General features: G+C 61.3%; 27 protein-coding genes. 17 read left to right on the forward strand and 10 right to left on the reverse strand.

The features are described 5' to 3' along the window. Positions 1–4 precede the first annotated feature (4 nt). Both BLS57_RS04780 and BLS57_RS04785 read right to left on the reverse strand, forming a co-directional pair. Entirely contained in the window at positions 5–1,036 is a 1,032-nt protein-coding gene (locus BLS57_RS04780) for a GGDEF domain-containing protein (RefSeq protein WP_208597517.1), read from the reverse strand. Next, complete coding sequence (locus tag BLS57_RS04785; protein ID WP_093739715.1) at positions 1,033–1,617, reverse strand: heme NO-binding domain-containing protein; 585 nt, start codon at positions 1,615–1,617, stop codon at positions 1,033–1,035. Before BLS57_RS04785 ends, BLS57_RS04780 begins: the two co-directional genes overlap by 4 nt. A gap of 206 nt (positions 1,618–1,823) precedes the next feature. Between BLS57_RS04785 and BLS57_RS19705 the strand changes: the two genes are divergently transcribed. From BLS57_RS19705 to BLS57_RS04795, 3 genes are read left to right on the forward strand one after another with little or no spacing between them, the layout of a single operon-like run. After that, complete coding sequence (locus BLS57_RS19705) at positions 1,824–1,970, forward strand: hypothetical protein (RefSeq protein WP_167356369.1); 147 nt, start codon at positions 1,824–1,826, stop codon at positions 1,968–1,970. A gap of 31 nt (positions 1,971–2,001) precedes the next feature. Further along, positions 2,002–2,649: a DUF998 domain-containing protein gene (locus tag BLS57_RS04790; RefSeq protein WP_167356370.1), complete on the forward strand. Its 648-nt coding sequence runs from the start codon at positions 2,002–2,004 to the stop codon at positions 2,647–2,649. Positions 2,650–2,652: 3 nt separating this feature from the next. After that, entirely contained in the window at positions 2,653–3,180 is a 528-nt protein-coding gene (locus BLS57_RS04795) for a DUF421 domain-containing protein (protein ID WP_093739717.1), read from the forward strand. 33 nt (positions 3,181–3,213) lie between these two features. Here BLS57_RS04795 and BLS57_RS04800 read toward each other — a convergent pair whose 3' ends face one another. Both BLS57_RS04800 and BLS57_RS04805 read right to left on the reverse strand, forming a co-directional pair. Continuing rightward, on the reverse strand, positions 3,214–3,921 hold the full coding sequence (locus tag BLS57_RS04800; RefSeq protein WP_093739719.1) for an HAD family hydrolase: 708 nt from the start codon (positions 3,919–3,921) through the stop codon (positions 3,214–3,216). Continuing rightward, positions 3,912–4,196 (reverse strand): DUF3572 domain-containing protein, encoded by a 285-nt coding sequence (locus BLS57_RS04805; RefSeq protein WP_093739721.1) that lies wholly within the window; start codon positions 4,194–4,196, stop codon positions 3,912–3,914. Before BLS57_RS04805 ends, BLS57_RS04800 begins: the two co-directional genes overlap by 10 nt. A 95-nt stretch (positions 4,197–4,291) precedes the next feature. On the opposite strand from BLS57_RS04805, the gene BLS57_RS04810 reads away from it, so the two are divergent. Beyond that, positions 4,292–5,686 carry a diguanylate cyclase gene (locus BLS57_RS04810; RefSeq protein ID WP_093739723.1) on the forward strand — a complete coding sequence of 465 codons (1,395 nt, stop codon included), beginning with the start codon at positions 4,292–4,294 and terminating at the stop codon, positions 5,684–5,686. A 226-nt stretch (positions 5,687–5,912) separates the two neighbouring features. Then, on the forward strand, positions 5,913–6,839 hold the full coding sequence (locus tag BLS57_RS04815) for a DMT family transporter (protein ID WP_093739725.1): 927 nt from the start codon (positions 5,913–5,915) through the stop codon (positions 6,837–6,839). Here the strand turns inward: BLS57_RS04815 and BLS57_RS04820 are convergent. Continuing rightward, on the reverse strand, positions 6,751–7,470 hold the full coding sequence (locus tag BLS57_RS04820; protein ID WP_244153596.1) for a thiamine diphosphokinase: 720 nt from the start codon (positions 7,468–7,470) through the stop codon (positions 6,751–6,753). The genes BLS57_RS04815 and BLS57_RS04820 overlap by 89 nt on opposite strands. 53 nt (positions 7,471–7,523) lie before the next feature. On the opposite strand from BLS57_RS04820, the gene BLS57_RS04825 reads away from it, so the two are divergent. Further along, positions 7,524–9,704: a hypothetical protein gene (locus tag BLS57_RS04825; protein WP_244153597.1), complete on the forward strand. Its 2,181-nt coding sequence runs from the start codon at positions 7,524–7,526 to the stop codon at positions 9,702–9,704. A gap of 56 nt (positions 9,705–9,760) precedes the next feature. Here the strand turns inward: BLS57_RS04825 and BLS57_RS04830 are convergent, their stop codons facing one another. The 5 genes from BLS57_RS04830 to nthA form a co-directional block, all read right to left on the reverse strand. Then, on the reverse strand, positions 9,761–9,982 hold the full coding sequence (locus BLS57_RS04830; protein ID WP_093739727.1) for a DUF2842 domain-containing protein: 222 nt from the start codon (positions 9,980–9,982) through the stop codon (positions 9,761–9,763). A gap of 4 nt (positions 9,983–9,986) precedes the next feature. Continuing rightward, the gene (locus BLS57_RS04835) at positions 9,987–11,282 is read right to left on the reverse strand and encodes an adenylosuccinate synthase (RefSeq protein WP_067626585.1); all 1,296 of its coding nucleotides are present in this window, start codon (positions 11,280–11,282) and stop codon (positions 9,987–9,989) included. 135 nt (positions 11,283–11,417) lie between these two features. After that, complete coding sequence (locus BLS57_RS04840; protein WP_093739729.1) at positions 11,418–11,750, reverse strand: nitrile hydratase accessory protein; 333 nt, start codon at positions 11,748–11,750, stop codon at positions 11,418–11,420. Then, positions 11,747–12,421 (reverse strand): nitrile hydratase subunit beta, encoded by a 675-nt coding sequence (gene nthB, locus BLS57_RS04845; protein ID WP_093739731.1) that lies wholly within the window; start codon positions 12,419–12,421, stop codon positions 11,747–11,749. Before nthB ends, BLS57_RS04840 begins: the two co-directional genes overlap by 4 nt. After that, positions 12,418–13,035 carry a nitrile hydratase subunit alpha gene (gene nthA / locus BLS57_RS04850; protein WP_093740332.1) on the reverse strand — a complete coding sequence of 206 codons (618 nt, stop codon included), beginning with the start codon at positions 13,033–13,035 and terminating at the stop codon, positions 12,418–12,420. Before nthA ends, nthB begins: the two co-directional genes overlap by 4 nt. Before the next feature lie 350 nt (positions 13,036–13,385). Here nthA and secG point away from each other — a divergent pair, with 350 nt between their 5' ends. The 11 genes from secG (at position 13,386) to BLS57_RS04905 (ending at position 22,807) form a co-directional block, all read left to right on the forward strand. Continuing rightward, positions 13,386–13,742: a preprotein translocase subunit SecG gene (gene secG / locus BLS57_RS04855; RefSeq protein ID WP_093739733.1), complete on the forward strand. Its 357-nt coding sequence runs from the start codon at positions 13,386–13,388 to the stop codon at positions 13,740–13,742. 179 nt (positions 13,743–13,921) lie between these two features. Beyond that, positions 13,922–15,565, forward strand: a complete 1,644-nt coding sequence (locus tag BLS57_RS04860) for a CTP synthase (protein WP_093739735.1) — start codon at positions 13,922–13,924, stop codon at positions 15,563–15,565. Between the two features lie 273 nt (positions 15,566–15,838). Further along, positions 15,839–16,630: a 23S rRNA (adenine(2030)-N(6))-methyltransferase RlmJ gene (locus tag BLS57_RS04865; RefSeq protein WP_093739737.1), complete on the forward strand. Its 792-nt coding sequence runs from the start codon at positions 15,839–15,841 to the stop codon at positions 16,628–16,630. Between the two features lie 3 nt (positions 16,631–16,633). Beyond that, positions 16,634–16,927 carry a DUF1330 domain-containing protein gene (locus BLS57_RS04870; RefSeq protein WP_093739739.1) on the forward strand — a complete coding sequence of 98 codons (294 nt, stop codon included), beginning with the start codon at positions 16,634–16,636 and terminating at the stop codon, positions 16,925–16,927. A gap of 84 nt (positions 16,928–17,011) precedes the next feature. Continuing rightward, complete coding sequence (locus tag BLS57_RS04875) at positions 17,012–17,449, forward strand: tellurite resistance TerB family protein (RefSeq protein ID WP_093739741.1); 438 nt, start codon at positions 17,012–17,014, stop codon at positions 17,447–17,449. Between the two features lie 67 nt (positions 17,450–17,516). Continuing rightward, a complete protein-coding gene (locus BLS57_RS04880; RefSeq protein WP_093739743.1) occupies positions 17,517–17,957 on the forward strand; it encodes a tellurite resistance TerB family protein in 441 nt (146 codons plus the stop codon). 106 nt (positions 17,958–18,063) lie between these two features. Beyond that, positions 18,064–18,840 (forward strand): ABC transporter ATP-binding protein, encoded by a 777-nt coding sequence (locus tag BLS57_RS04885; protein WP_093740334.1) that lies wholly within the window; start codon positions 18,064–18,066, stop codon positions 18,838–18,840. 24 nt (positions 18,841–18,864) lie between these two features. Next, complete coding sequence (locus BLS57_RS04890) at positions 18,865–19,602, forward strand: transporter substrate-binding domain-containing protein (protein ID WP_093739745.1); 738 nt, start codon at positions 18,865–18,867, stop codon at positions 19,600–19,602. Positions 19,603–19,683: 81 nt separating this feature from the next. Further along, a complete protein-coding gene (locus BLS57_RS04895; protein ID WP_093739747.1) occupies positions 19,684–20,568 on the forward strand; it encodes an ABC transporter permease in 885 nt (294 codons plus the stop codon). Continuing rightward, positions 20,565–21,371: an ABC transporter permease gene (locus BLS57_RS04900; RefSeq protein WP_093739749.1), complete on the forward strand. Its 807-nt coding sequence runs from the start codon at positions 20,565–20,567 to the stop codon at positions 21,369–21,371. The genes BLS57_RS04895 and BLS57_RS04900 overlap by 4 nt, the downstream gene beginning before the upstream one ends. 101 nt (positions 21,372–21,472) lie before the next feature. After that, positions 21,473–22,807, forward strand: a complete 1,335-nt coding sequence (locus BLS57_RS04905; RefSeq protein WP_093739751.1) for a glutamine synthetase family protein — start codon at positions 21,473–21,475, stop codon at positions 22,805–22,807. Positions 22,808–22,817 lie beyond the last annotated feature (10 nt).

Below are 22,817 nucleotides of genomic sequence, written 5' to 3' on the forward strand. Positions count from 1 at the left end.
CTGGTTACCCCCGGGCGACGCCGCGTCCGGGCGGCGGGGTGCCATTGGCCGGCGCATCGCGCAGATCGGGTGTGTAGAATGTCTGACAGGCCCGCCCTGCGTGTTTGGAGGCATAAAGCGCCACATCTGCGTCAGCGAGGATGTTTTCCATGGTGAGCTTTTGCCCGCCCTGTATCCACACCGTGCCGATACTGGCGGAGATTTTGCAGACCTCGCCGTCGAATTGGATCGGCTCTTCCAAACGGTTGATGATCCGCTGCCCAACCCGGCGCAGAACGTCGTCGCTGTTCACGTCCTGCAAGACGACGGTAAATTCATCCCCGCCAACCCGCGCGACCATATCCGTGCGGCGGGTTTCTTCGACCATGGCGCGGGCCACCACTTGCAAGACATGGTCCCCAGCCGCGTGGCCCAGCGTGTCATTCACCGCTTTGAAGTAATCGAGATCGATATGCATAACTGCGAAAGCTTCGCGCGTCGCGATAAGACGCTCCAGCACCGTATTTAGTGCCCGCCGGTTCTTCAGCCCGGTGAGCGTGTCGGTGAAAGCCTGTTCCTCTGCTGCAATTTTCGCGCCCTGCAGGCGCAGGTTCAACCGCCGCGAGGCTTCCATCGCGGCTGTCTTGGCCTCCATCAGATAAAGCATTTCAATCGCAAGGTCGGTAGCGGCGAAATCGGCGTTGGTCAGCGAATAGTCCCGCACCCCATCGAGGATCGAAATGCCGAAGGACAGGTTCACGATCATCCGGCCATCCGGCAAGGGCACAAGCACGCCTTTGAACTCGGTCCGCGGCGCGTCGTGAAATTCCAGATGCAGTTTGATATCCGCGGCGCGGCGCAGGTCGTCCATGCCTCGGATCGTTCGGGGGCGTTTGACCGCGAAGGCTTCGAGAAACCGTTGCCCGGCCAGTGGGGTGTCAGGGCGCAACTTCTGGATCGTCGGCCCCGCGTGGTGGATATGGCCGGTGGGCGTCAGCACCAGATGCATCGGGCAGAGCACATCGAGCACGGCGGCGTTTTCGAGCAGGTCCGTCATGCCCGCGCCCCCAGATCGAAGCTGCGACCGGCGGAATAGTCCGCCTCCACGACCATGATCGTCAACGTCTCAACCCCGCCCGCGCTGCCTGTGTGATCCAGCAACACAAGGGCGCCATAGTCATCCGCCATCACCCGCAATACCCCCATCATCAGATGGCCATAACCCGCGACCGGTGCCTCGCAAAGCAAGGAGAACTGTCCATCGGCATGCTCTCGCAACTCGATCCCCGGCAGTTCTAGGTCCGCAAGGGCCAAGCGCGCTCTCGCTGGCAGATCATCCAATGAATGTAGAAAATCGCTAAAGTTCACCCCGCCAAAGCGCAGCAGTCGCCGCACGGCCTCATAGGTCGGATGCGACACGAGATAGGTGCCGACATCTTCCAGGACCTCCTCCCGGGGGCGGTCCAACACGTCGCAGACCGCGTCCAGCACGGCGGGCGTGATAGTGTCCGGATAGCTCAGCATGGCCTCGAACTCTGTGAACTCCAACCCGGCCAAACGCGCGGCCTCGGCCCAGTTGGCTGGTCCGTAGCTGTCGCAAACGAAATTCTGAATGCTGCGGTTGATAAGCCCGTGCATGGCTGCCTCATTCCCGTGTTTCCCGACATCAAGATGCGGCGCGAAGGGTTAAGATTGGGCTGATAAATCCAGTTGTCAGGAAATTCCGCTCCTATCCTTGCGCTGCGGTTCCAGACCGTAGCGGGGGAACCGGACAGTGAGCCAAGGCGTTTGTGCGATGACCGATCCGCACCACCCTTCCCGCAACCGAGACAGGAGTCAGCGCCATGAGTGATCAGCCCAAACACCCCAAAGAAGAAAACAAGACACCACCGAAGAAGCCAGATGAGAAGCTGCACCGCCCTGAAGCCACGCTAGACGAGGCACCGGCAGGCAGCCCGAATGCCGAGGAACGCTCCCGTCTGTCGGACTAATCCCGCGGCACCCCATACGTAAGGTAGGACCATGCATGAAACGATAACCGCCCCCCGGCAGCAGAGCGCGCCGGGGTTCATGACCTGCCTTGGCTGGGTAGCCGTTCTCGGCTGCGTCGTCTTTGCGGTTTCCATCCTCATTGCCGATTTTGTTGTCCCTGATCATGACTGGATTGCTGACACAATCAGCGACCTCGGTGCGGGGCGCTATGAATCCATCGTCGACATTGGCATCTATGCGTTCTCCGCCGCACTGGTCGCATGCGCCCTGCTCTGCGCCCATGTGCACCTCGGCGGCGCGCGTTGGAGCGCGGGGACCATTGGGCTCGCGGCCTTGGCGCTCATCGTCTTTCTCGTTGGGGCGCGGAATGAATATGGCGACAACGATTCCGATGGCGTCGTGATTCACATCTATCTGGTATACGCGCTCGGTTTGCTGATGCTGCTGATCCCTTGGCTTTTGTCGCATGGGTTGGAAGAAACCGCACCGGGACAAGGGAAGGCGCTTCGGGTGATCTCGCTGCTCTGGCTGATCTCGGCACCGCCGTTTTTCTTTCTGCCTACCGGGATTGACGGGTTATATGAGCGCTATCTAGGCCTGATCGCCATGGCGATGGTTGTCCTGCTCGGGCGGCTTTTCATTCGCCGTGGACGTGCGCTGCGTGAGGAGTTTGGTTAACCGATGTTCTTTGACAGTGACATGCTCGACTTGATCGCCCGCGCGATCCTGCTCTCCGCGATAGCTCTCGGCTGGGTGATCTTTGTTGTGCGGGTCATCGGACTGCGCGCCTTTTCAAAAATGACCGCCTTTGACTTCGTGACCACCGTGGCCACGGGCTCTTTGTTGGCGGGGGCCTGCCAAGCGACGACATGGCCCGAGTTTGCGCAGCCGACCTTGGCCATCGCCGCCTTGCTCGGCGCGCAATATGTGGTCGCGCAGATGCGACAGTCTTCGGATCAGTTCGAGCGGGTGGTTGAGAATGAACCGGTGATGCTCATGCGCGACGGTGTGATCCTTGACGAAGCGCTGCGCAAGACGCGGGTGGCACGGGCCGACCTGATCGCCAAGCTCCGCGAGGCCAATGCACTGGATTTCTCGCAGGTGCGGGCTGTGGTGCTGGAAACGACGGGCAATATCTCGGTGCTTCACGGCGAGCACTTGTCGTCAGATTTGCTTGAAGGCGTGCAACGCCGGGATACGCAGGACTAGGGCGATACCCGTTGGTAGAAGTTTCGTTCTTATTTACGGCTGCCGCTGATCCAGCCAAGCAGGCAATTGTCCAACGTCTGACAGTACGATTTCGGCATGGGGGGCAAGGACATCAGCCTCTGCTGGCCCAGTAAGCACCGCAACTGGGATCATTCCGGCGCCCCGCGCGGCTTCTAGATCGTGCAAGCTGTCCCCCACCATGGCGATCTGCGCAGGCGGCAATTCGACATGGGCCGCAAAAGCAAGCAACTGGCCGGTATCAGGCTTGCCCCCATGCCCACTGTCAAACCCCGCAATGAAATCGAACATCTCGGCAACGCCCGCTGCCGTCAGATGGGCCCGCGCGGGATGTTCCGCATCGTTTGTAGCGACACCAAGCCGCAAACCCCGCGCGCGCAATTGGCGCAACAAAGGGGCCAAGGGCACGGCTTCGCGTTGCGGCGCGGCGGCGGCTTCGGTGTTCAGCAAAGTCAGCAGGACAGATGGGTCTATACACGGCAGATGCGGCGCCAGCGCCGCGACAACCTCATCCGGTGTGCCTGCAATCGCAATGCTATCGCGCTTGAACTGCCGCACAGCCAAGTCAAACCCGATCGCCGCGCCTGCTGCCCCTGCCCGGTCCTGATCCCCCTCGAAAGCCTTCAGCAAGAAGTGCTCCGCCCAAGGTACCCAAGTGGCTGCAAAGTCGAACAGTGTGCCGTCCTTGTCGAAGAGTACGGCTTTGACTTCACTCACGTCCAATGCACCTGCTCGCCCCCCGGAAGCGCCGCGCGCGCTTCCATGATGCGCTCGTATGGCAGGGCGGCATGGTCGCAAAAGGCGATGACCCAAGCGTCATCCATCATCAAGAAGTCCAGCACGGCGCCCAAAAACACAGGATCACCGGCCTGCGCCTTCACATCAGCTTCTGAAGCCCCGGTGCTGCCTAAGAACACTGGTAGCAGGTCATCGTTCGCGGCCAGCCATGCGAGGGCACGCAGAGCCAAAGTTTCGGCGGCTTCTGTCGTATAGGACATAGAATTCATCTTTTCCGGCAAGGTAGAAACGCTTTGTTAACCAATAGGCGCAAAGACTGGCACGATAAACTGGTTTGTACGGTGAAGGAGCTGTCGTGCAGGGGACTATCCTTATCGTCGATACTATCGCGACCAATCGGATCAGCCTTAAGGTCAAACTCGCCTCGGCTTACTACAAGGTTGCTCAAGCAGATGACATTAGACAGGCCATAGCTGAGGTGGGTCGACGTCCGCCGGATCTGGTGATCTGTGCGCTAACTTTGCCCGACGGGACGGCTTCCGACCTCTGCAAGGGACTGAGAGATCGGTTCCCTTCTCTGCAACTTCCTGTGCTGGCCATTGGCAACCGGGACAATGCTGACAGCAGGCTTGCGGCGCTCGAAGCCGGGGTCAGCGACGTTTTACTGAAACCCCTAGATGATACATTGCTGCTGGGGCGTGTCCGAAGCCTGATCCGAGCGCGCAATGCTGCGGATGAATGGCAAATGCGGGACGACACGACACGGGCGCTTGGCTTGGCAGAACCGGCGGCAGACTACGCGCCACTGGGCCACTGTGTATTGCTTCACGATAATAGTGCCACGACACTTGGCTGGGCGCATGGGCTTCGCCCCCGCTTGCGGGCACGGCTTTCACTGGCCAAACCGGATGATGCGATCTGCGAAATTCCTGCCGACGGGCCGCCGGATGTTTTTGTGCTGGCCCTCCCCTCCGATCCAAATGGCGCAACCGCAGCCTGTCGTCTGATCTCGGCACTACGGGCTAATGCTCATACCCGGCATGCCGGTCTGTTGGTTGTGCAACTGTCGCCAAATACGGCGCTCGCCGCCACTGCGCTCGATCTTGGTGCGGATGATTTGATGACCGACGGGTTCGATGCGGCTGAAATGACCCTTCGGTTGCATGCGCTCCTGCGCCGGAAACGGACGGCGGACCAATTGCGTGCGACGGTTCGCACAGGGCTTAAAGCGGCTGTTTTCGATCCGCTGACCGGGCTGCACAACAGACGCTACGCCATGCCCCATCTGGCAAGGATCGCCGAACGCGCGCAGGAGACCGACCGACCCTTCGCAGTGATGGTCGCCGATTTAGATCACTTCAAACAGATTAATGACCAATTCGGTCATGCGGCTGGGGACGCGGTACTGGTGCAAACCGCGCAACGCCTGCGCGACAACCTGCGCGGAATGGACCTTATCGCCAGGATTGGCGGGGAAGAATTCCTGATCGTTATGCCCGGTACCACGATGGCCGAAGGTGAAACCGCAGCGGCGCGGCTTTGCGCCGATATTGCCGGTCGGGGCTTTCACCTCCCCCATTCGACCCAGCCCTTAAGAGTGACAATTAGCATCGGCCTTGCCGTCGGCCCTAAGAGGGGTGAGGGTCAAATGGACAGTGTGGATAGGTTGCTCGCAGAGGCGGATCGGGCGCTCTATTCGGCCAAGGTTCACGGTCGAAACCAAGTTACGTTGAGCCGCCCCGCAGCTTGAGCAGCGGACTTTTTCACTCAGCAACCGGGCCAAACCTGCATAATATTTGTTAAGGTCGCATAGGATGACAAGATGAAGCACCTCACCTAACCCCCTGCACCATCTGGCATTTGCGCCGTGTGTGAGAGAGCGGCCAAGCCCGCAGCCAAAATGTCTTTGGTTGCGCACTATTCGACCTATCAACCAAAGATTGCGCGATCTGTTGATTCTGCTCTAATCTTCTCTCATGCATCAGGACAAACCCATTCTCGGCGTGGCGCTCATGTTGGGCTTTTGCGTCATGGCTCCGGTAGGAGACGCAGTGGCCAAACTGCTGGGCGAGTCGGTGCCGCTGGCGCAGGTTGTCATGATCCGCTTTGCAGTGCAGGCCGTTGTCCTTGTCCCATTCGTATGGGGCAGCCAGCGGGTCTGGCGCATGCGAGGTCGTGTCTGGCTGCTGACGGTCCTGCGCACTGTCCTGCATATGGCGGGGATCGCGGCGATGTTCACGGCGCTCAAATACCTGCCCCTTGCAGATGCGGTCGCCATCGCCTTTGTGATGCCCTTCTTCATGTTGATGTTAGGTAAATACATCCTGCACGAAGAGGTCGGCCCGCGCAGGCTAAGCGCCTGTATCGTCGGGTTTCTGGGGACGCTTTTGGTGGTACAACCCAGCTTCGCGACTGTCGGCTGGCCCGCTCTATTGCCGGTCGCCGTCGCCGTAATCTTCTCGCTCTTCATGCTGGTCACCCGCCAGATCGCAAAGGAAACCGATCCCATTGGCCTGCAAGCTGTCAGCGGCGTTTTGGCGGTTCTGATCGTGGTGCCGCTTCTGGCAGCCGGCCCGGCGACCCATCTCGCCCCGCTGCAGATGATCCGCCCTGACAGTTTCGATTGGACCCTGCTTTTGGGCATCGGTCTGCTTGGCACTGCGGCGCATCTTCTGATGACATGGTCGTTGCGCTATGCGCCTGCTGCGACGCTGGCGCCAATGCAATATTTGGAAATCCCCTTCGCGACCCTTTTGGGGTTGGTGATTTTTGGCGAGTTACCGAACCCTTTGGCCGGGGTCGGCATCGTTATCATTATGGGTGCGGGGCTTTATGTCGTTCTGCGCGAACGGGCCAGTGCGCGCGATCTGGCTGCAGCAACTGCGCCGTCAGCGGCGCCATAAGCCGACGCGGGATGATCATCAGCATGTCAGGGCTTTCAAAGGTCAAATCGATCGGCCCTGCCGCCTGATTGGACGTGCCAATCTGCCCTCCCGGCGCAAAGTCCAAACCGTCAATCGGCCAGAGCAGGCCTGTGCTCGTGCCGCGCACGGGGGCAAGCGGCATGAGAGACACGACCTCTCCCGCCATAGTCGGCAAGGTGATCCGCGGTGGGGCCAGCAAGACGATTTCCTGCGGACCCAGGAGAATACAGGGCCGATGCGCGAAAGCGGCCAATGTATTGAAGGCCGCCAACTGGTGATCCAACCGCCCGCCAGTAAAGCCGACGCCCCAGACCAGCGGCGCATCGATCCGGCTTAGGGCTTTGTCGAAATCGGTGCTTTCCTGTTCGGCAATCAAATGGCGGCGCGCCGGTGGGATTTGAGCGAGCACATCAGGTGCTGTTGAATCCAGATCGCCGATTAGCGCCGCCAGCGGCACGCCTGCTGCCACCGCAAGCGCCGCCCCTCCATCGGCGGCCACACAGGTCGGGGCCAATGCCAGAGCGTCTGAAAGATCCTGCTGGGTCGCCTCGCCGCCCCCGATTAAGGTGACTGGACCCGAACTGTGAACAATGTAATCTGAGGTGGTCAATTAACGCCCCTTTTGGAAACCTGCCTTAATCTCGCCTTGAAATCATACGTTGAATGGCACAGATTCGGGCCGCTTTGGTCTTGGACATCGTGGTAAACGATATCTGCAACACCGCAGAGGACGAGCATCCGATGATGAACAGCAACAAAATTCTGACGGTCTCCTATGGCACTTTTTCGTGCACGCTGGAAGGCTTCGACGACAGCTTTGGCACGATGAAGGCCATTGCCGAGTATTTCCGTGATCTGGCATCGGATGACCGTTACTTTGGCGCAGAGCCACCGCAGCCCGACGCAGAGATGTTGGCGCGCATCGCACAGAAAGAAGTCTCCCGCCGGGTGCAGGCCCGCGAGCAGGAAGGCAAGATCGTGCTGAGCGCGCTGGAGGATCAGAGCGCGGAGCCCGCCGCGGCAGAAGCGCCCGCGCCTCAAGCCACTGCTCTGGCACCGACGCTGGCCGAGACCCCTGAAGCACAAGACGCCCCCGCCGCTGCGCTTGAGGCAGAGATCGCGGATACAGCTGCCGTGGTGGCCGAAGAAGCGCCTGTAAGCCCGCCGGAAGCCGCTGCTGCTGAGCCTATGGCCGAAGACGAAGTAGAAGTCGCAGCAGCACCGAAGGCCGAAGCGCCTGAAGTTGAAGCGCCCGAAGCGGAAGCGACCGAGGAAGAGCTGACGGAGGCCGAAGCTTTCTTCGCTGAAAGCCCTCAGCCGCAGTCCGAATACGAGGACGAAGTTCAAGCCTCGGCTGCTGAAGACATCCTCGCTCAGGACGAAGCTCCCGCCGACAGCATCGCCGCCAAACTGCAGCGCATCCGCGCGGTGGTGGCGCAGCAGGATGACGAAGACAGCTACGACGAGGACGAAGTTGCAGAAGCCGCAGCACCCGTGCTGGCCGAAGCCCCAGAAGCGGGTGACGCGCAGCATGACGCAGCCATCGCCGCCGCACGTCGCGACATCGAAGATGCTCTGGAAGCCGACGACGCAGCCGACACAGCGGAAGCTGAAGCAGAGGACGAAGACGACGACCTCGCCGACATCCTGAGCCGTCTGGAGCGTGATGAGCCCGAACAGATTGAGGCCGAAGCGCCGCGTGAGCCCGAAGCCGAAGCGCCCGCGCCCCGTGGCCGTGTCATCAAGGTCAAACGTGCCGATCTAGATGCCGCGATTGCCAGCGGAACCCTCGAAGAGGTGACCGAGCAAAAGGATGCGGCAGCTACGTCTGAGACTGCAGCAGAAAACACCAACCGCAATTCGTCCCTCTCCCCTGAAGACGAGGACGATCTGGCCCGCGAACTGGCAGCGCTTGAAGCCGAGTTGAACGGTACGGCCTCGGTCGAAGAGGAAGCCGACGTGCCGAGCATTGAGCCCGCAGTGGCCGAAACGCCGACAGTGGCAGCCGAAGCAGAGCCGGAAACCGACGAAGAAGACGATTTCGCCGCCGTGTTGGCTGGTGCCGTAGAGGGTTCTGAAGAAGAGACATCAGAAGAAGCCGAAGCGCTTGTCGACACCCCGGAAGCAAAAGATGAGGCGGCCCAACCCGCGCGTCGCAGCCTGCCCACCATCGATGATGAAGCAAGCCCCGATATGTCGCGTCTGATGGATGAGACCGACAGCAAGATGGGCGAGCCCGAAAGCGCCACGCGCCGCGATGCATTTGCACATCTGCGCGCTGCGGTCGCAGCCAAAAAGGCAGATGAAGCCATGGGCGGCCCCGGCACGAAACCCACGTCTACCGAGGCCTACCGCGAGGATCTGGCCGAGGTGGTGCGTCCGCGTCGCCCCGAAAGCCGCAGCGTCCGCACCGAACGCCCGGCAAGCGATGCCCGTCCTGCCCCGCTTAAACTGGTGGCCGAACAGCGTATCGACGTAGACCAGTTGCGCCCCACCGGCCCCGTGCGCCCACGCCGCGTCGCCGCCGTGGTTGAGCAGCCCAAAGACAACCCCGATGCCGAGAGCTTTGCCGATTTTGCCGCCGATATGGGTGCGCATAAACTGCCCGAACTGCTCGAAGCTGCTGCGTCCTATATGTCCTTCGTCGAGGGCCGCGATCAGTTTTCGCGTCCGCAATTGATGGGCAAAGTTCGCTCGGTGGGTCTTGAGGATTTCTCCCGCGAAGACGGGCTGCGCTCCTTTGGCCAACTGTTGCGTGCAGGCAAGATTGAGAAGATCAAAGGCGGACGCTTCACCGTGTCGGAAGACATCGGTTTCCGCCCCGATCACCGCGCGGTTGGTTAAGCCCAAACTGCAGCAGAGATAGGAAAAAGCGCCCCGCGGGGCGCTTTTTTTTTGTTTCAGTCGTCGGCATCGGGGTCAGCTTGGCCAACCCCTTTAAACACAAACCTTAGCGGGATCGCCCAGATCAAGCCGAGCAGAATATAGATGCCCAGTTCCAGTAGGACCGGAGGCCGGTCAAACTGCGCCACCGCCCAGACCGCGACAGCGATGTAGCTGGGCAAGCCGATCAGAAGGATCACCAGCGACCAACGGCGGCGGGCTTTGTAGCTTAACGCCATCCGATCAATCCGCGAAGGGGTCGGTCACCAGAATGGTGTCCTCCCGCTCTGGCGAGGTGGAGACCAGCGCGACCGGGCATTGGATCAACTCTTCGACCCGGCGCACATATTTGATCGCATTGGCCGGAAGGTCGGCCCAGCTGCGCGCGCCTTCGGTCGATTCGGACCAGCCCGGCAGCTCTTCGTAGATCGGCACGCAGCGCGCCTGTTGCTCGGCGGCGGTGGGCAGGTAGTCGAGGCGTTCGCCGTCGAGATCGTAACCGACGCAGACCTTCAGCGTCTCGAAGCCGTCGAGCACGTCGAGTTTGGTCAGGCAGATGCCGGTGATGCCCGAGGTCGCGCAGGTCTGGCGCAGCAGCGCCGCGTCGAACCAGCCGCAGCGACGCTTACGCCCTGTGGTGGTGCCAAACTCATGGCCCCGCTCACCCAACCGCTGGCCGTCGGCGTCTTCCAACTCGGTCGGGAACGGACCTTCGCCGACGCGGGTGGTATAGGCTTTGACGATGCCCAGCACATAGTCGATGGCGGTCGGGCCAAGGCCCACGCCCGTCGCCGCCTGCCCCGCGATCACGTTGGAGGAGGTGACGAAGGGATACGTGCCGAAGTCGATATCGAGCAGAGCACCCTGCGCGCCTTCGAACAGAATGCGTTTGCCGGCTTTGCGTTTCTCGGCCAGCACCTTCCAAACGGGGGCTGCGAAGGGCAGAATTTTCGGTGCAATCTCTTGCAGTTGCGCGATCAGCGCGTCGCGGTCGATGGCTTCGACGCCCAAGCCTTTGCGCAGCGGGTCATGGTGCTGCAGAGCGCGGTCAACGCGAGCCTCCAATGTCGCTGGATCGGCCAGATCGGCCACGCGGATGGCGCGGCGGCCGACTTTGTCTTCGTAGCAGGGACCAATGCCGCGCCCGGTGGTGCCGATCTTGGTGCCCTTGCTCGCCGCTTCTTCGCGGGCGCGGTCCAACTCACCATGGAACGGCAGGATCAGCGGCGTGTTTTCCGCAATCATCAGGTTCTCGGGGTTGATCTCGACGCCCTGCCCTTCGATGGTCTCGATCTCTTTCAGCAGGTGCCATGGGTCCAGCACCACACCATTGCCGATGACCGACAGCTTGCCGCCGCGCACCACACCCGAGGGCAGCGCATGCAGTTTGTAGACCTTGCCGTCGATGACAAGCGTGTGCCCGGCGTTATGCCCGCCCTGAAAGCGCGCGATGACGTCGGCGCGCTCCGAGAGCCAGTCCACGATCTTGCCTTTTCCCTCGTCGCCCCATTGGGCGCCGACAACGACGACATTGGCCATGATATATTCCTTTGCGATGTCCGGCGCCCGTATAGCGACAGTGGCGGGCTTGTGAAACTGCAAAAACGTCGCGCCCGGTGGGAGGGGGCGTAGAACTTTCTGGCCTCCGGCGGAAGTATTTAGAGCCAAAAAGAATCAGGTGAGCGCGGGGTCGAGATGCACCGGGTCGCCGTGGGGGGTGTTTAGGTAGGCGGCCTCCCACCCCTCGCGCAGGCTGCGCAGGTCGCCCGGTTGGGCGTGGCCGCGGTCAATCAAAAGGGTTTCGAGCGTTTCGAGCCACGCGTTGAAGTAGTCCTCGCCGCCGTTCAGGTCGCGCGTCAGCCCGTGGCGGGCCAGGGTTGCGCTGAAGTGCGCAGCCCAGTCGGGCCAATCGAAGAGACCGGTTTCATTCAGATGCACTGTCACCGCGAAAAGCTGCGCGTGCCAAGGCGCTTCAAAGACGGGTTCGGGGGCGGATGGGGCGGTCATGGCGTCACCAGATAGCTTTGCCACAGGTCGAGCACGACTTCGTCTCGCGGATGTTCGGGGTGCGCCCAAAGCTCAGAGGCCGGGAAGGCCACGGCGTAAAGCGGCTCAGGCGCTTCGCCGAGGCCGTGGGCGTTACTGTCGGGCAGCACATGGGTGCCGTGCAGACGGACCACCCTGCCCCGCGCACCGGCAGCATATGCGGGCAGACGTGTATGGCCGCCGGGGACGAGGGTGTTTGCGGGGTGTTTGCGGGTCACGACGTTGTCGCCGGGCGCAAAGGTCGGGGCGATGTCGCTGGGTCGATCAGCAGGACCACCACGGGCCAAGACGCCAGCCACTTGCGGCGCCTTCAACGCTTTCTCGGCCAGCGGGCTTGGGGTTGGCTCGGCGGACCCTTCCAGCTCATCGGCGCTGACCACGCCGCGGGCGACGAGCATATCCGCCACCCCGGCGATCCACTTCTCATAGTAGCTAAACGTCGTGTAGTCCTGCGGCGACAGACATTCGCGGGCGTGGCGCGACACGTCTATGTTCCATTTGCCCAAGGTGCCCGTGGCCAGCGTCAGGGCCAAGGCCCGGCGGTGCCAGTCGGTATGGAAGACCACGTCTTCGGCTTCGGGCGTGACCGGACCGTCCCCGAAACGCCCGCCCATGTCGTGCACCCGGGTCATGGCGTTTTTGCCAAACCGGTGCCGATCATACTGTCGCGGGTGACCAGCTTGGTCAGTTTTTCCTCGCTGAGCCCTTCGGACCCGGCGGGACGCTGTGGAATCACCAGATAGCGGACTTCGGCGGTCGAATCCCAAACGCGCACTGCGGTCTGCTCGGGCAATTCGACCCCGAACTCCGCCAGCACTTTGCGCGGCTCGCGCACCACGCGGGCACGGTAGGCGTCGGATTTGTACCAGCCGGGCGGGATGCCCAAGAGCGGCCACGGGTAGCAGCTGCAGAGGGTACAGACGACAATGTTATGCACCTCGTCGGTGTTTTCGACGGCCACCATATGTTCGCCTTGCCGCCCGAAGAACCCCATGTCGGCCACCACGGCGGTGGCGTCTTCTAGCAAAGCGGTGCGGAACCCAGGATCGCTCCAAGCGCGCGCGACCACCTGCGCACCATTGCGCGGGCCGATGCGGTTTTCATAGGTGTCGATGATCTCGTCCAATGCGGCGGGATCGATCAGCCCTTTGCGGGTGAGCAGCGTTTCAAGCGCCTTGACGCGCAGCGCAGGCTCCGGCGGCAGCAGGGCATGGGGGTGGTCGTGGTCGTGATGATCATGTGGCATGGGCGCAGACTGCCCGAGCGATAATCGGCTGTCCATTGCCGAAGCGGCCAATGGCTTCATTTTCCTGCAAACAATCTATGCCCGGATGCCCGATTTTTGTGCTATAGTAGGGTTACGAAGCGAGTCTGCACCACCTTATTTCCAGGATAGCCCTCTTACATAGTGTGGTTGAGTACTGCTTCAAAAGACCGTCGTCCCCATGCGGCGGTCTTTGCTTGCGCCGAGCGTTTCTCAACCAGTCTTTTTTTCTCAGCCGTTGATCGGATCGCCGCCGCGCGCCAATCCACCCTTGCCCCCATGATCAAAGACGCATAGATACCCGCCAACCAAAACCGAAAGCAGTCTCGCCCATGGAAAACGTCGTTCTGATCATTCACCTGATTCTGGCCCTTGGCCTGATCGCCGTGGTGCTGCTGCAACGGTCCGAGGGCGGCGGCCTTGGCATCGGGGGCGGCGGTGGCGCTGTGTCCGGTCGCTCGGCCGCGACCGCTCTGGGCAAGATGACGTGGATCCTTGCCATCGGCTTTATTGCGACATCGATCACGCTGACTATCATTGCGGCTGAAAAATCCGCTGGCTCTTCTGTCATCGACCGTCTGAGCGCGACACCGCCTGCCCAGAACGGCAGCCCGGCCCTGCCTGCTGGTGACGATCTGTTGCCGCCCTCGGCAGATGGCGACGCGCCACTGGTCCCTGCGGCCGATTAACCTAACGAACACAAAACCTTGAGGCACGGACCGAGCTTGCAACATCATGTTGCGGCGGGCCTTGCCTCGCACATCCGAATCCTGTAAGGCTTAAATCCCGTGGTGTTGCGGTTTTCCGCAACGCGTTTGGCTGGTTTATGCCCGCAACAAACTCAATTCTCACGGGGGTCTCCGCTCACATGGCACGTTATATCTTTATCACCGGCGGTGTGGTCTCGTCTTTGGGCAAGGGTCTGGCCTCGGCGGCTCTGGGCGCTTTGCTGCAGGCGCGTGGCTTTTCGGTCCGTCTGCGCAAGCTTGATCCCTATCTGAACGTTGACCCCGGCACGATGTCGCCGTTTGAGCATGGCGAGGTTTTTGTCACCGACGATGGCGCGGAGACCGATCTGGACCTGGGCCATTACGAGCGTTTCACCGGTGTGGCCGCGCGCAAGACCGACAGTATCAGTTCGGGGCGCGTTTACTCCACCGTTTTGGAAAAAGAGCGCCGTGGCGATTATCTGGGCAAGACCATTCAGGTCATTCCGCATGTCACCAATGAGATTAAAGACTTCCTTGATATCGGCGGCGATGAAGTCGACTTTATGCTCTGCGAGATTGGCGGCACCGTGGGCGACATCGAAGGTCTGCCCTTCTTTGAAGCGATCCGCCAGTTCTCTCAGGACAAGCCGCGCGGCCAGTGTATCTTTATGCACCTGACCCTTCTGCCCTTTGTCAAAGCCAGCGGCGAGTTGAAGACCAAGCCGACGCAGCACTCGGTCAAAGAGTTGCGCTCGATCGGCATCGCGCCGGACATTCTGGTCTGCCGCTCCGAGGGTCCGATCCCCGCAAAAGAGCGCGAGAAGCTGGCGTTGTTCTGTAACGTGCGCCCCGACTCGGTAATTGCCGCGCAGGATTTGAAGTCGATCTATGAGGCCCCGCTCGCCTATCACCGCGAAGGGCTCGATCAAGCGGTGCTGGACGCCTTTGAGATCACCCCCGCGCCCAAGCCGAACCTGACGCGGTGGGAAGATGTGGCGGACCGCATCTACAACCCCGAGGGCGAGGTCAAAGTCGCTATCGTGGGCAAATACACCCAACTTGAGGATGCCTATAAATCCATCGCCGAGGCGCTGACCCATGGCGGCATGGCGAACCGGGTGAAGGTGAAGGTCGAGTGGGTCGATGCCGAGATTTTCGACAGTGAAGACGCCGGGCCGCATCTTGAAGGTTTCCACGCGATCCTCGTCCCCGGTGGCTTTGGCGAGCGGGGGACCGAGGGCAAGATCAAGGCCGCGCAATATGCGCGCGAGCACAAGGTGCCCTATCTGGGGATTTGCCTTGGCATGCAAATGGCTGTGATCGAGGCGGCGCGAAATGTGGCTGGGCTGAAGACGGCTGGCTCCGAAGAATTCGACCATGAGGCCGGCAAGAAGCGGTTCGAACCGGTGGTCTATCACCTGAAGGAATGGGTGCAGGGCAACCACAAGGTCGCGCGGAAAGTGGATGACGACAAGGGCGGCACCATGCGTCTGGGCGCTTATGACGCGACGCTGGTTGAGGGCTCGCGGGTGGCCGAAGCCTATGGCACCACCACGATTGATGAGCGGCATCGCCACCGTTATGAGGTTGATATCGCTTACAAAGAACAGCTTGAGAAGGCTGGGCTGAAGTTCTCGGGCATGTCGCCGGATGGGAAGTTGCCGGAGATCGTGGAATGGGCGGATCATCCTTGGTTTATTGGGGTGCAGTTCCATCCGGAGCTGAAGTCTAAGCCCTTTGAGCCGCACCCATTGTTCAAGGATTTTGTGCGGGCGGCGAAAGAAGTATCGCGGTTGGTTTGAATTAGAAGGCCCGAGCGTTAAACGCCGGGCCTTTTTCTTATCTAGCTCCCACCACACGGCCCGGAATCAAGCCGCAGGCGCCGGGCCATCGCCTGCCCGCCCGGACGGGTAGGCGATTTTGCGGCAGGCGCGCACCTTCGAAAGAGCACAACATGGCTGCACCATAAAGTGGCACGAACCACCCATAGCATCGCCGACCCGCGGGCAGGCGCTGGCCCTCACCGTCCCACTCTTTCGCGTTGCACCCGCCAACCACTCCGCTACACCTAAACCATGCTCAGCTATCAACATATCTACCACGCCGGAAACCTTGCAGACGTGCACAAACACGCGCTTCTGGCCTGGACGCTGTCGTATCTGACCCGCAAGGACAAACCGCTCACCTATCTGGAAACCCACGCGGGCCGGGCGCTCTATGACCTCTCCGATGCGGCAGCGGAAAAGACCGGCGAGGCGCGCCAGGGCATCGACAAGGTCGCCAAATGGTTCGCCCCCGATCACCCCTATGCAAAAGTCCTGCAAGACATCCGCGCCACCCACGGCCCCCGCGCCTACCCTGGCTCGCCGCTGCTGGCGGCCAAACTGCTGCGCCCCGATGACCGCATCCATCTGGCCGAACTGCACCCGCAAGAACACAGCGCGCTTGATCTGGCGATGTCGCCCTACCCGGCCAAATGCCACCTTAGCGACGGGTTCGAGATGGCCTTCGCCCTCACCCCGCCGACGCCGCGCCGGGGGATGCTGCTGATCGACCCCAGCTATGAGATCAAAACCGACTACGAAACCATCCCGCGCCAGATCGCCAAGCTCAGCCGCGCCTGGAACGTCGGGATCATCTGGCTGTGGTATCCGATCCTGACCAACCGCGCGCATCTGCCGATGCTGGACGCGCTTACCGCCAATCACCCCGAAGCCCTGCGCCACGAAGTCCGCTTTCCGCCCGCGCGGCCCGGGCATGGCATGGTCGGCTCGGGCATGTTCGTGATCAATCCCCCCTACGGGCTGGAGACCGAGGCCAAAGCCCTGACCACCCGTTTCGCCACGCTGACCCGACAGGAGAAATAACAAATGCCAAAAGGCTATTGGATCGCCACAATGGATATCCACGACCTTGAGATTTACGACAAATACCGCGCCGCCAATGCCAAGCCTTTCGCCGATTACGGCGCGCGCTTTCTCGTCCGTGGCGGCACCCAGCAGATCCGCGAAGGCCAGATGCGCACCCGGACCGTGGTGCTGGAATTTCCCAGCTACGCCGAAGCCGTCGCCTGCTACGAAAGCCCCGGCTACCAGCGCGCCAAGGACATCCGGCTGAATGTGGCAGATGGGTCACTGGTGATTGTCGAAGGCTACGATAACTAGGCGCTAACAAGCCTTCGCGGAACCTGAGCGCCCGGGGCGCAGTTTCCCCTTTGGCAACCCCGTCCCCTGAGATAAGTGAGCCCCATGCTGTCCCGACTGTTCCCCCGCCGCAAGGCGACGCCCAAACCGCTCCCGCAACCCAACGCCCAACTGGCTTTGGGCGCCCTGCTGGTGCGCGTGGCACTGGCCGACCGGAACTACCGCGCGTCCGAGATCGGGCAGATTGACCGCATTCTTGCGCAAACTTTTGGGCTCAAGCCCATCGAGGCGGCAAAGCTGCGCGCGACCTGCGAAGCCCTGGAACGCGACGCCCCCGGCACACCGGAGTTCACCCGCATCCTGCGCGAAGAGGTCAACTATGACGATCGGAAGGCTTTGGGAGAGGCGATGTGGCAAGTGGCGCTCTCAGATGGCGCGCGCAATGACGATGAGGAAATTCAACTCGTTGCCATCGAAACAGCGCTTGGTCTGTCGGATGAAGACATGGCGAATGCCCGCGCCAAAGCCTTGAATTCGCTTTAATCTGCTCACGCCGCGCCCGCACCTCTGCGGGTTGGCCTTTGCCCCGCCACGGACTATATCGCAGAACATGTTTGGTGATTTCCTCAAGCGGCTGACCCAGCCCGAGCCCGCCCCGATGGCCGACAACGATGCCCGCCTCGCGCTGACCGCGCTTTTGGTGCGCATCGCCCGGTCTGACAATGACTACGCCATGAGCGAGCGTCGGCTGATCGATAAGATCGCCGCACAACGTTATGGATTGAGCGAGGCAGAGGCCACCGCACTCCGCGAAGAAGGCGAAGAGCTGGAAGCGCAGGCTCCCGATACGGTTCGCTTTACCCGCGCGATCAAGGATGCGGTTCCCTATGAGCACCGCCTCGGCGTGATTGAAACGCTCTGGCAAGTGGTTCTGGCCGATGGCAGCCGCTCGGATGAGGAAGACGCCCTCCTCCGCTTGGTGTCGAACCTGTTGGGGGTAACGGATACGGACAGCGCCATGGCCCGCCAGAGGGTTGCTGGGAACGGTTGACCACGGGTCAACCATTTCCCCTCTCCACACAACGGAAACCACGTTGCAATCATCGGAGATTTGTCGCTTTATAGCGCACTGAAACGACAGATTGGCGACCGCTTCCGTGACAACAGATACTCCGGTTATTCAGATCAAGAACCTGCACAAAGCCTATGGCGCTCTGGAGGTTCTCAAAGGGGTCGACCTCACCGCGCCGCGCGGCCATGTGATCTCGCTGATCGGGTCGTCCGGCTCTGGCAAATCCACGCTGCTGCGTTGCTGCAACTTGCTAGAAGACAGCCAGCAGGGCGAGGTGATCTTTAAGGGTGAGCCGGTGCGCTGGAAGGGCGATGGCCACTACCGTTGCCCCGCAGATGCCAAACAGGTGCTGCGCATCCGCACGAATCTGTCGATGGTGTTCCAACAGTTCAATCTCTGGGCGCATATGTCGATCCTCCAAAACGTCATGGAAGCCCCGCTGACCGTGCTGGGCCGCGACCGTGCCGAGGTCGAAACCGCCGCGCGCGGCTATCTTGAAAAGGTCGGCATTGGCGACAAATGTGACGCCTACCCCGCCCAGCTTTCCGGTGGCCAGCAACAGCGCGCTGCGATTGCCCGCGCGCTTTGCATGGAGCCTGAGGCGCTGCTCTTTGATGAGCCGACCAGCGCGCTTGACCCCGAGTTGGAGCAGGAAGTCGTCAAAGTTATCAAAGACCTCGCCGCAGAGGGACGCACGATGGTCATCGTGACCCATGACATGAAACTGGCCGCCGACGTCAGCGACCATGTCGTGTTCCTGCACAAAGGTCTGATCGAAGAACAAGGGACGCCCGAAGAACTCTTCGGCGCGCCCAAATCGGAACGTCTGCGTGGGTTCCTATCGGCAACCCAGCCTGCGTAAATAAAAACCAAAGGGAGCAACCAAATGAAAAAAATCCTACTGGCGACAGCCGCACTCAGCCTCACGGCCGGCATGGCTCTGGCCGAAAGCCATGGCAAGACCATCCGCATGGGCACCGAGGGCGCCTACCCCCCCTATAACTTCATTAACGACGCCGGCGAAGTTGACGGGTTTGAGCGCGAACTGGGCGACGAGCTGTGCAAACGCGCCGAGCTGACCTGCGAATGGGTCAAGAACGACTGGGACAGCATCATCCCCAACCTCGTGTCGGGCAACTATGACACCATCATGGCCGGCATGAGCATCACCGATGAGCGTAAGGAGGTCATCGCCTTCACTCAGAACTACTATCCGCCGACCGCCTCCGCCTATGTTGCGGCGTCGGAAGAAGCTGATCTGGAAGGCGGCGTTGTTGCTGGCCAGACCGCGACCATTCAGGCCGGTTATGTGGCCGAAAGCGGTGCCACGCTGATCGAATTCGCGACACCTGAAGAGACCGTTGCCGCAGTGCGCAATGGCGAAGCGGATGCGGTCTTTGCTGACAAAGACTACCTCGTGCCAATCGTCGAGGAATCCGGCGGTGAGCTGATGTTTGTCGGTGAAGATGTGCCGCTCGGCGGGGGTATCGGCATGGGTCTGCGCCAGTCCGACACCGAACTGCGCGACACTTTTGACGCTGTCATCACCGAGATGAAAGAAGACGGCTCGCTGAACACCATGCTGAAAAAGTGGTTCGGCGACGACACCACCACCTACGAGTGATCTAACCTCAGGCGCGCCCCAATCCGGCGCGCCTGACTTTCCCTGCGCGGGCCCCGCGCGCGGCTTAGCCCATGGGGGCATATGTTCTCTTTCTGCACTGACCCATCGATCCTGGACGACTGGTTCTGGACCGCCTGTTACCTGACAACCGGCGTCCATATGTCGTTCTACATGTCCTTTCTCAAGGTCTTGCTGCTGCTCGCCGTGACGGCCCCTGTGGCGCTGGCCTTTGGCTTTGGCGGGGCGATGCTGGCGCGGGCGCGTTTTGCGCCGCTGAGCTGGGTCGGCAAGGGTTATATCGCGCTGGTGCGTGGTGTGCCCGATATCGCTTTTTTCCTGTTTTTCGTCATCGCGTTGGACCAAGGCATCGAATACCTGCGCCACAAGGTGCTCTGCGCGGATTGGGACATGCCGATCCGCCAGGGCAGCGACTTTGTGGTCTGCCAAGCCGCCAAAATGCCCTTGGGCAATGCCGCGCAATGGGTGCATGAGACCTACGGTTTCGCCCTTGCCGTCTTCACCTTTGCCCTCGTCTTCGGCGCCTTTGCCGCCAATGTCCTCTTTGGCGCCATGCGCGCCGTGCCGCGCCCGCAGCTTGAAACGGCCGAGGCCTACGGCATGTCGCACCGCCAGACCTTTTGGCGGGTGCTGGTGCCGCAGATGTGGGTCTATGCCCTGCCCGGCCTGAGCAACCTGTGGATGGTGCTGATCAAGGCCACGCCGCTGTTGTTTTTGTTGGGCGTCGAAGACATCGTCTATTGGGCGCGTGAATTGGGCGGCACCAAGACCCCGCGCTTTACCGACTATCCGCATCCCGACTACCGCATGTGGTATTTCTTGGCGCTGCTGGTCTTCTACCTCCTCTTCACCCGCATCTCCGAAGTGGCGCTGGACCGCTTGATGAAACGACTGACACGCGGCCAAGCCACCACCGGCGGCGAAGCCCAGCGGAGGGCCGGCGCATGAGCTGTCTTCAGACCATTCAGGACTACGGGCTGCGCTCGCTGGGCTATGGCGAAAGGCTGCTCCCGCGCGAAGGGTTCACGCTCTGCGAGCAGTTCACGCTGATCGGCTCGGGCCTGCTGTGGAACATCTACTTTGGCGTCATCGCGCTGCTGGTGGGGTTCTTCTTTGCCACCGCACTGGGCGTCGGCAAAGCCAGTGCGAACCCGTGGTTCCGCAAACCGGCAGAGTGGTTCATCTTCATCTTCCGCGGCTCGCCGCTCTTTATCCAGTTCTTCTTTGGCTACTTCCTGTTCCTGTCGCTGAAGTCCGAATACGCCTTCTTTGCCCCCTTTACCGCGGCATGGCTCGGCGCGCTCATCGTGCTCTTTCTCAACACTGCCGCATATTCGGGCGAAATCTTTTACGGCGCGTTGCAGTCAATCCCCAAGGGCGATGTCGAGGCGGCGGACGCCTACGGTCTCTCGGGCTGGTCGCGCTTTCGCCGGGTGATCTGGCCGACCTCGTTGCGGCTTGCATGGCCCGCCTACACCAACGAGGCGATCTTCCTGTTTCACGCCACGACACTGGTGTTTTTCAGCGGTTTCCCGGCCTGGCAGCAACGCGGCGACGCGCTCTATTACGCCAGCTATTTTGCTGACAAAACCTTCAACCCCTTCGTGCCTTACCCGATCCTTGCGGGCTATTTCATTCTGCTGACGCTCTGCATCATTGGGGTTTTCGGTTTGATCAATTCCCGGCTCAACCGCCACCTACCGCAGGCACAACGCCGTAAAATTCGCTTGCGTCCTAATCTGATCCGGTAGTACCAAGTATTTGATCAAATTATCCGGCGCGTGGGCGTCGACCGCTATTGCCCCTATGGCAGATGGCCCCAAGACATGCCCACCGCCCTTGCAGGTGACGTATGAACAATTGGCTACGCAAACATCCCCAAGTCCGCACCATTCGCGTGGCGGCGGCTGACCTGAACGGACAGGCCCGCGGCAAGCGCATTCCCGTGCGTTTCGCCGACAAGGTGACCCAAGAAGGCACCCGCTTCCCGATCTCGGTGCTGAACCTCGACATTTGGGGCGAGGATATCGACGACAGCCCGCTGGTGTTCGAGAGCGGCGATGCGGACGGGGTGCTGAAACCCACCGAACGGGGCTTTATGCCGATGCCCTGGCTCGACGCGCCCTCGGCCCTGCTGCCCATTTGGATGTTCCGCGAAGACGGCCGCCCCTACCCCGGCGACCCGCGCCATGCCCTGCGCGCCGTACTCGACCGCTATAAAGCGCGCGGACTGACGCCGGTTTGCGCGGTGGAGTTGGAATTCTTCCTGATCGACGATTCGGGCCGCAACCTTCAGGTGCCGATCTCGCCCCGCTCCAACAAACGCCGCAAAGCGGCTGAGACCATGTCGATCCGGGCGTTGGACCAGTTCGACCTCTTCTTCACCGATCTCTATGACGCCTGCGAAGAGATGGACATTCCCGCCGACACCGCGATTTCCGAGGCGGGTCTGGGACAGTTCGAGATCAACCTGATGCATTGCGACGACGCCCTGCGCGCCGCTGACGATGCGTGGCTCTTCAAGATGCTGGTCAAAGGCCTCGCCCGCCGCCACGGCTTTGCCGCGAGCTTCATGGCAAAGCCTTACGAGGATTACTCCGGCTCCGGCCTGCACACGCATTTCTCGGTGCTGGATGAGAACGGCGACAACGTCTTTGACGACGGCGGCCCGCGCGGCACCGACATGATGCGCCATGCGGTGGCGGGCTGTATGTCCGCGATGGAGGGCTCGGCGCTGGTCTTCTGCCCCCATGCCAATAGTTTTGACCGGATGGTGCCCGGCGCCCATGCCCCCACCGGCGTCTGCTGGGCCTATGAAAACCGCACCGCCGCGATCCGCATCCCCTCGGGCAGCCACAAGGCGCGGCGGATTGAGCACCGGGTCTCGGGCGGCGATGTGAACCCCTATTTGATGCTGGCCGCTGTTCTAGGCGCTGCGATTAACGGCATCGAAGACGGGCTGGAGCCGCCAGAGCCGATCACCGGCAACGCCTATGCCGCCGACCTGCCGCAGATGCCCAGCGACTGGAAAACCGCGATTGATCTGTTTGAGGCCTGCCCCCATGTCGCGCGTATCTTTGCGCCGGAAATGGTGCGCAACTTCGTGCTGACCAAACGGCAAGAACTGCATTACATGCAGGAACTGACCCCGCAGGAACAGGTCGAGATCTATCTCGACACCGTGTAACAGGTGACCC

Origin of the sequence: Sulfitobacter delicatus (genome assembly GCF_900102535.1) — a bacterium.
GTDB classification, from domain to species: Bacteria; Pseudomonadota; Alphaproteobacteria; order Rhodobacterales; family Rhodobacteraceae; genus Sulfitobacter; species Sulfitobacter delicatus.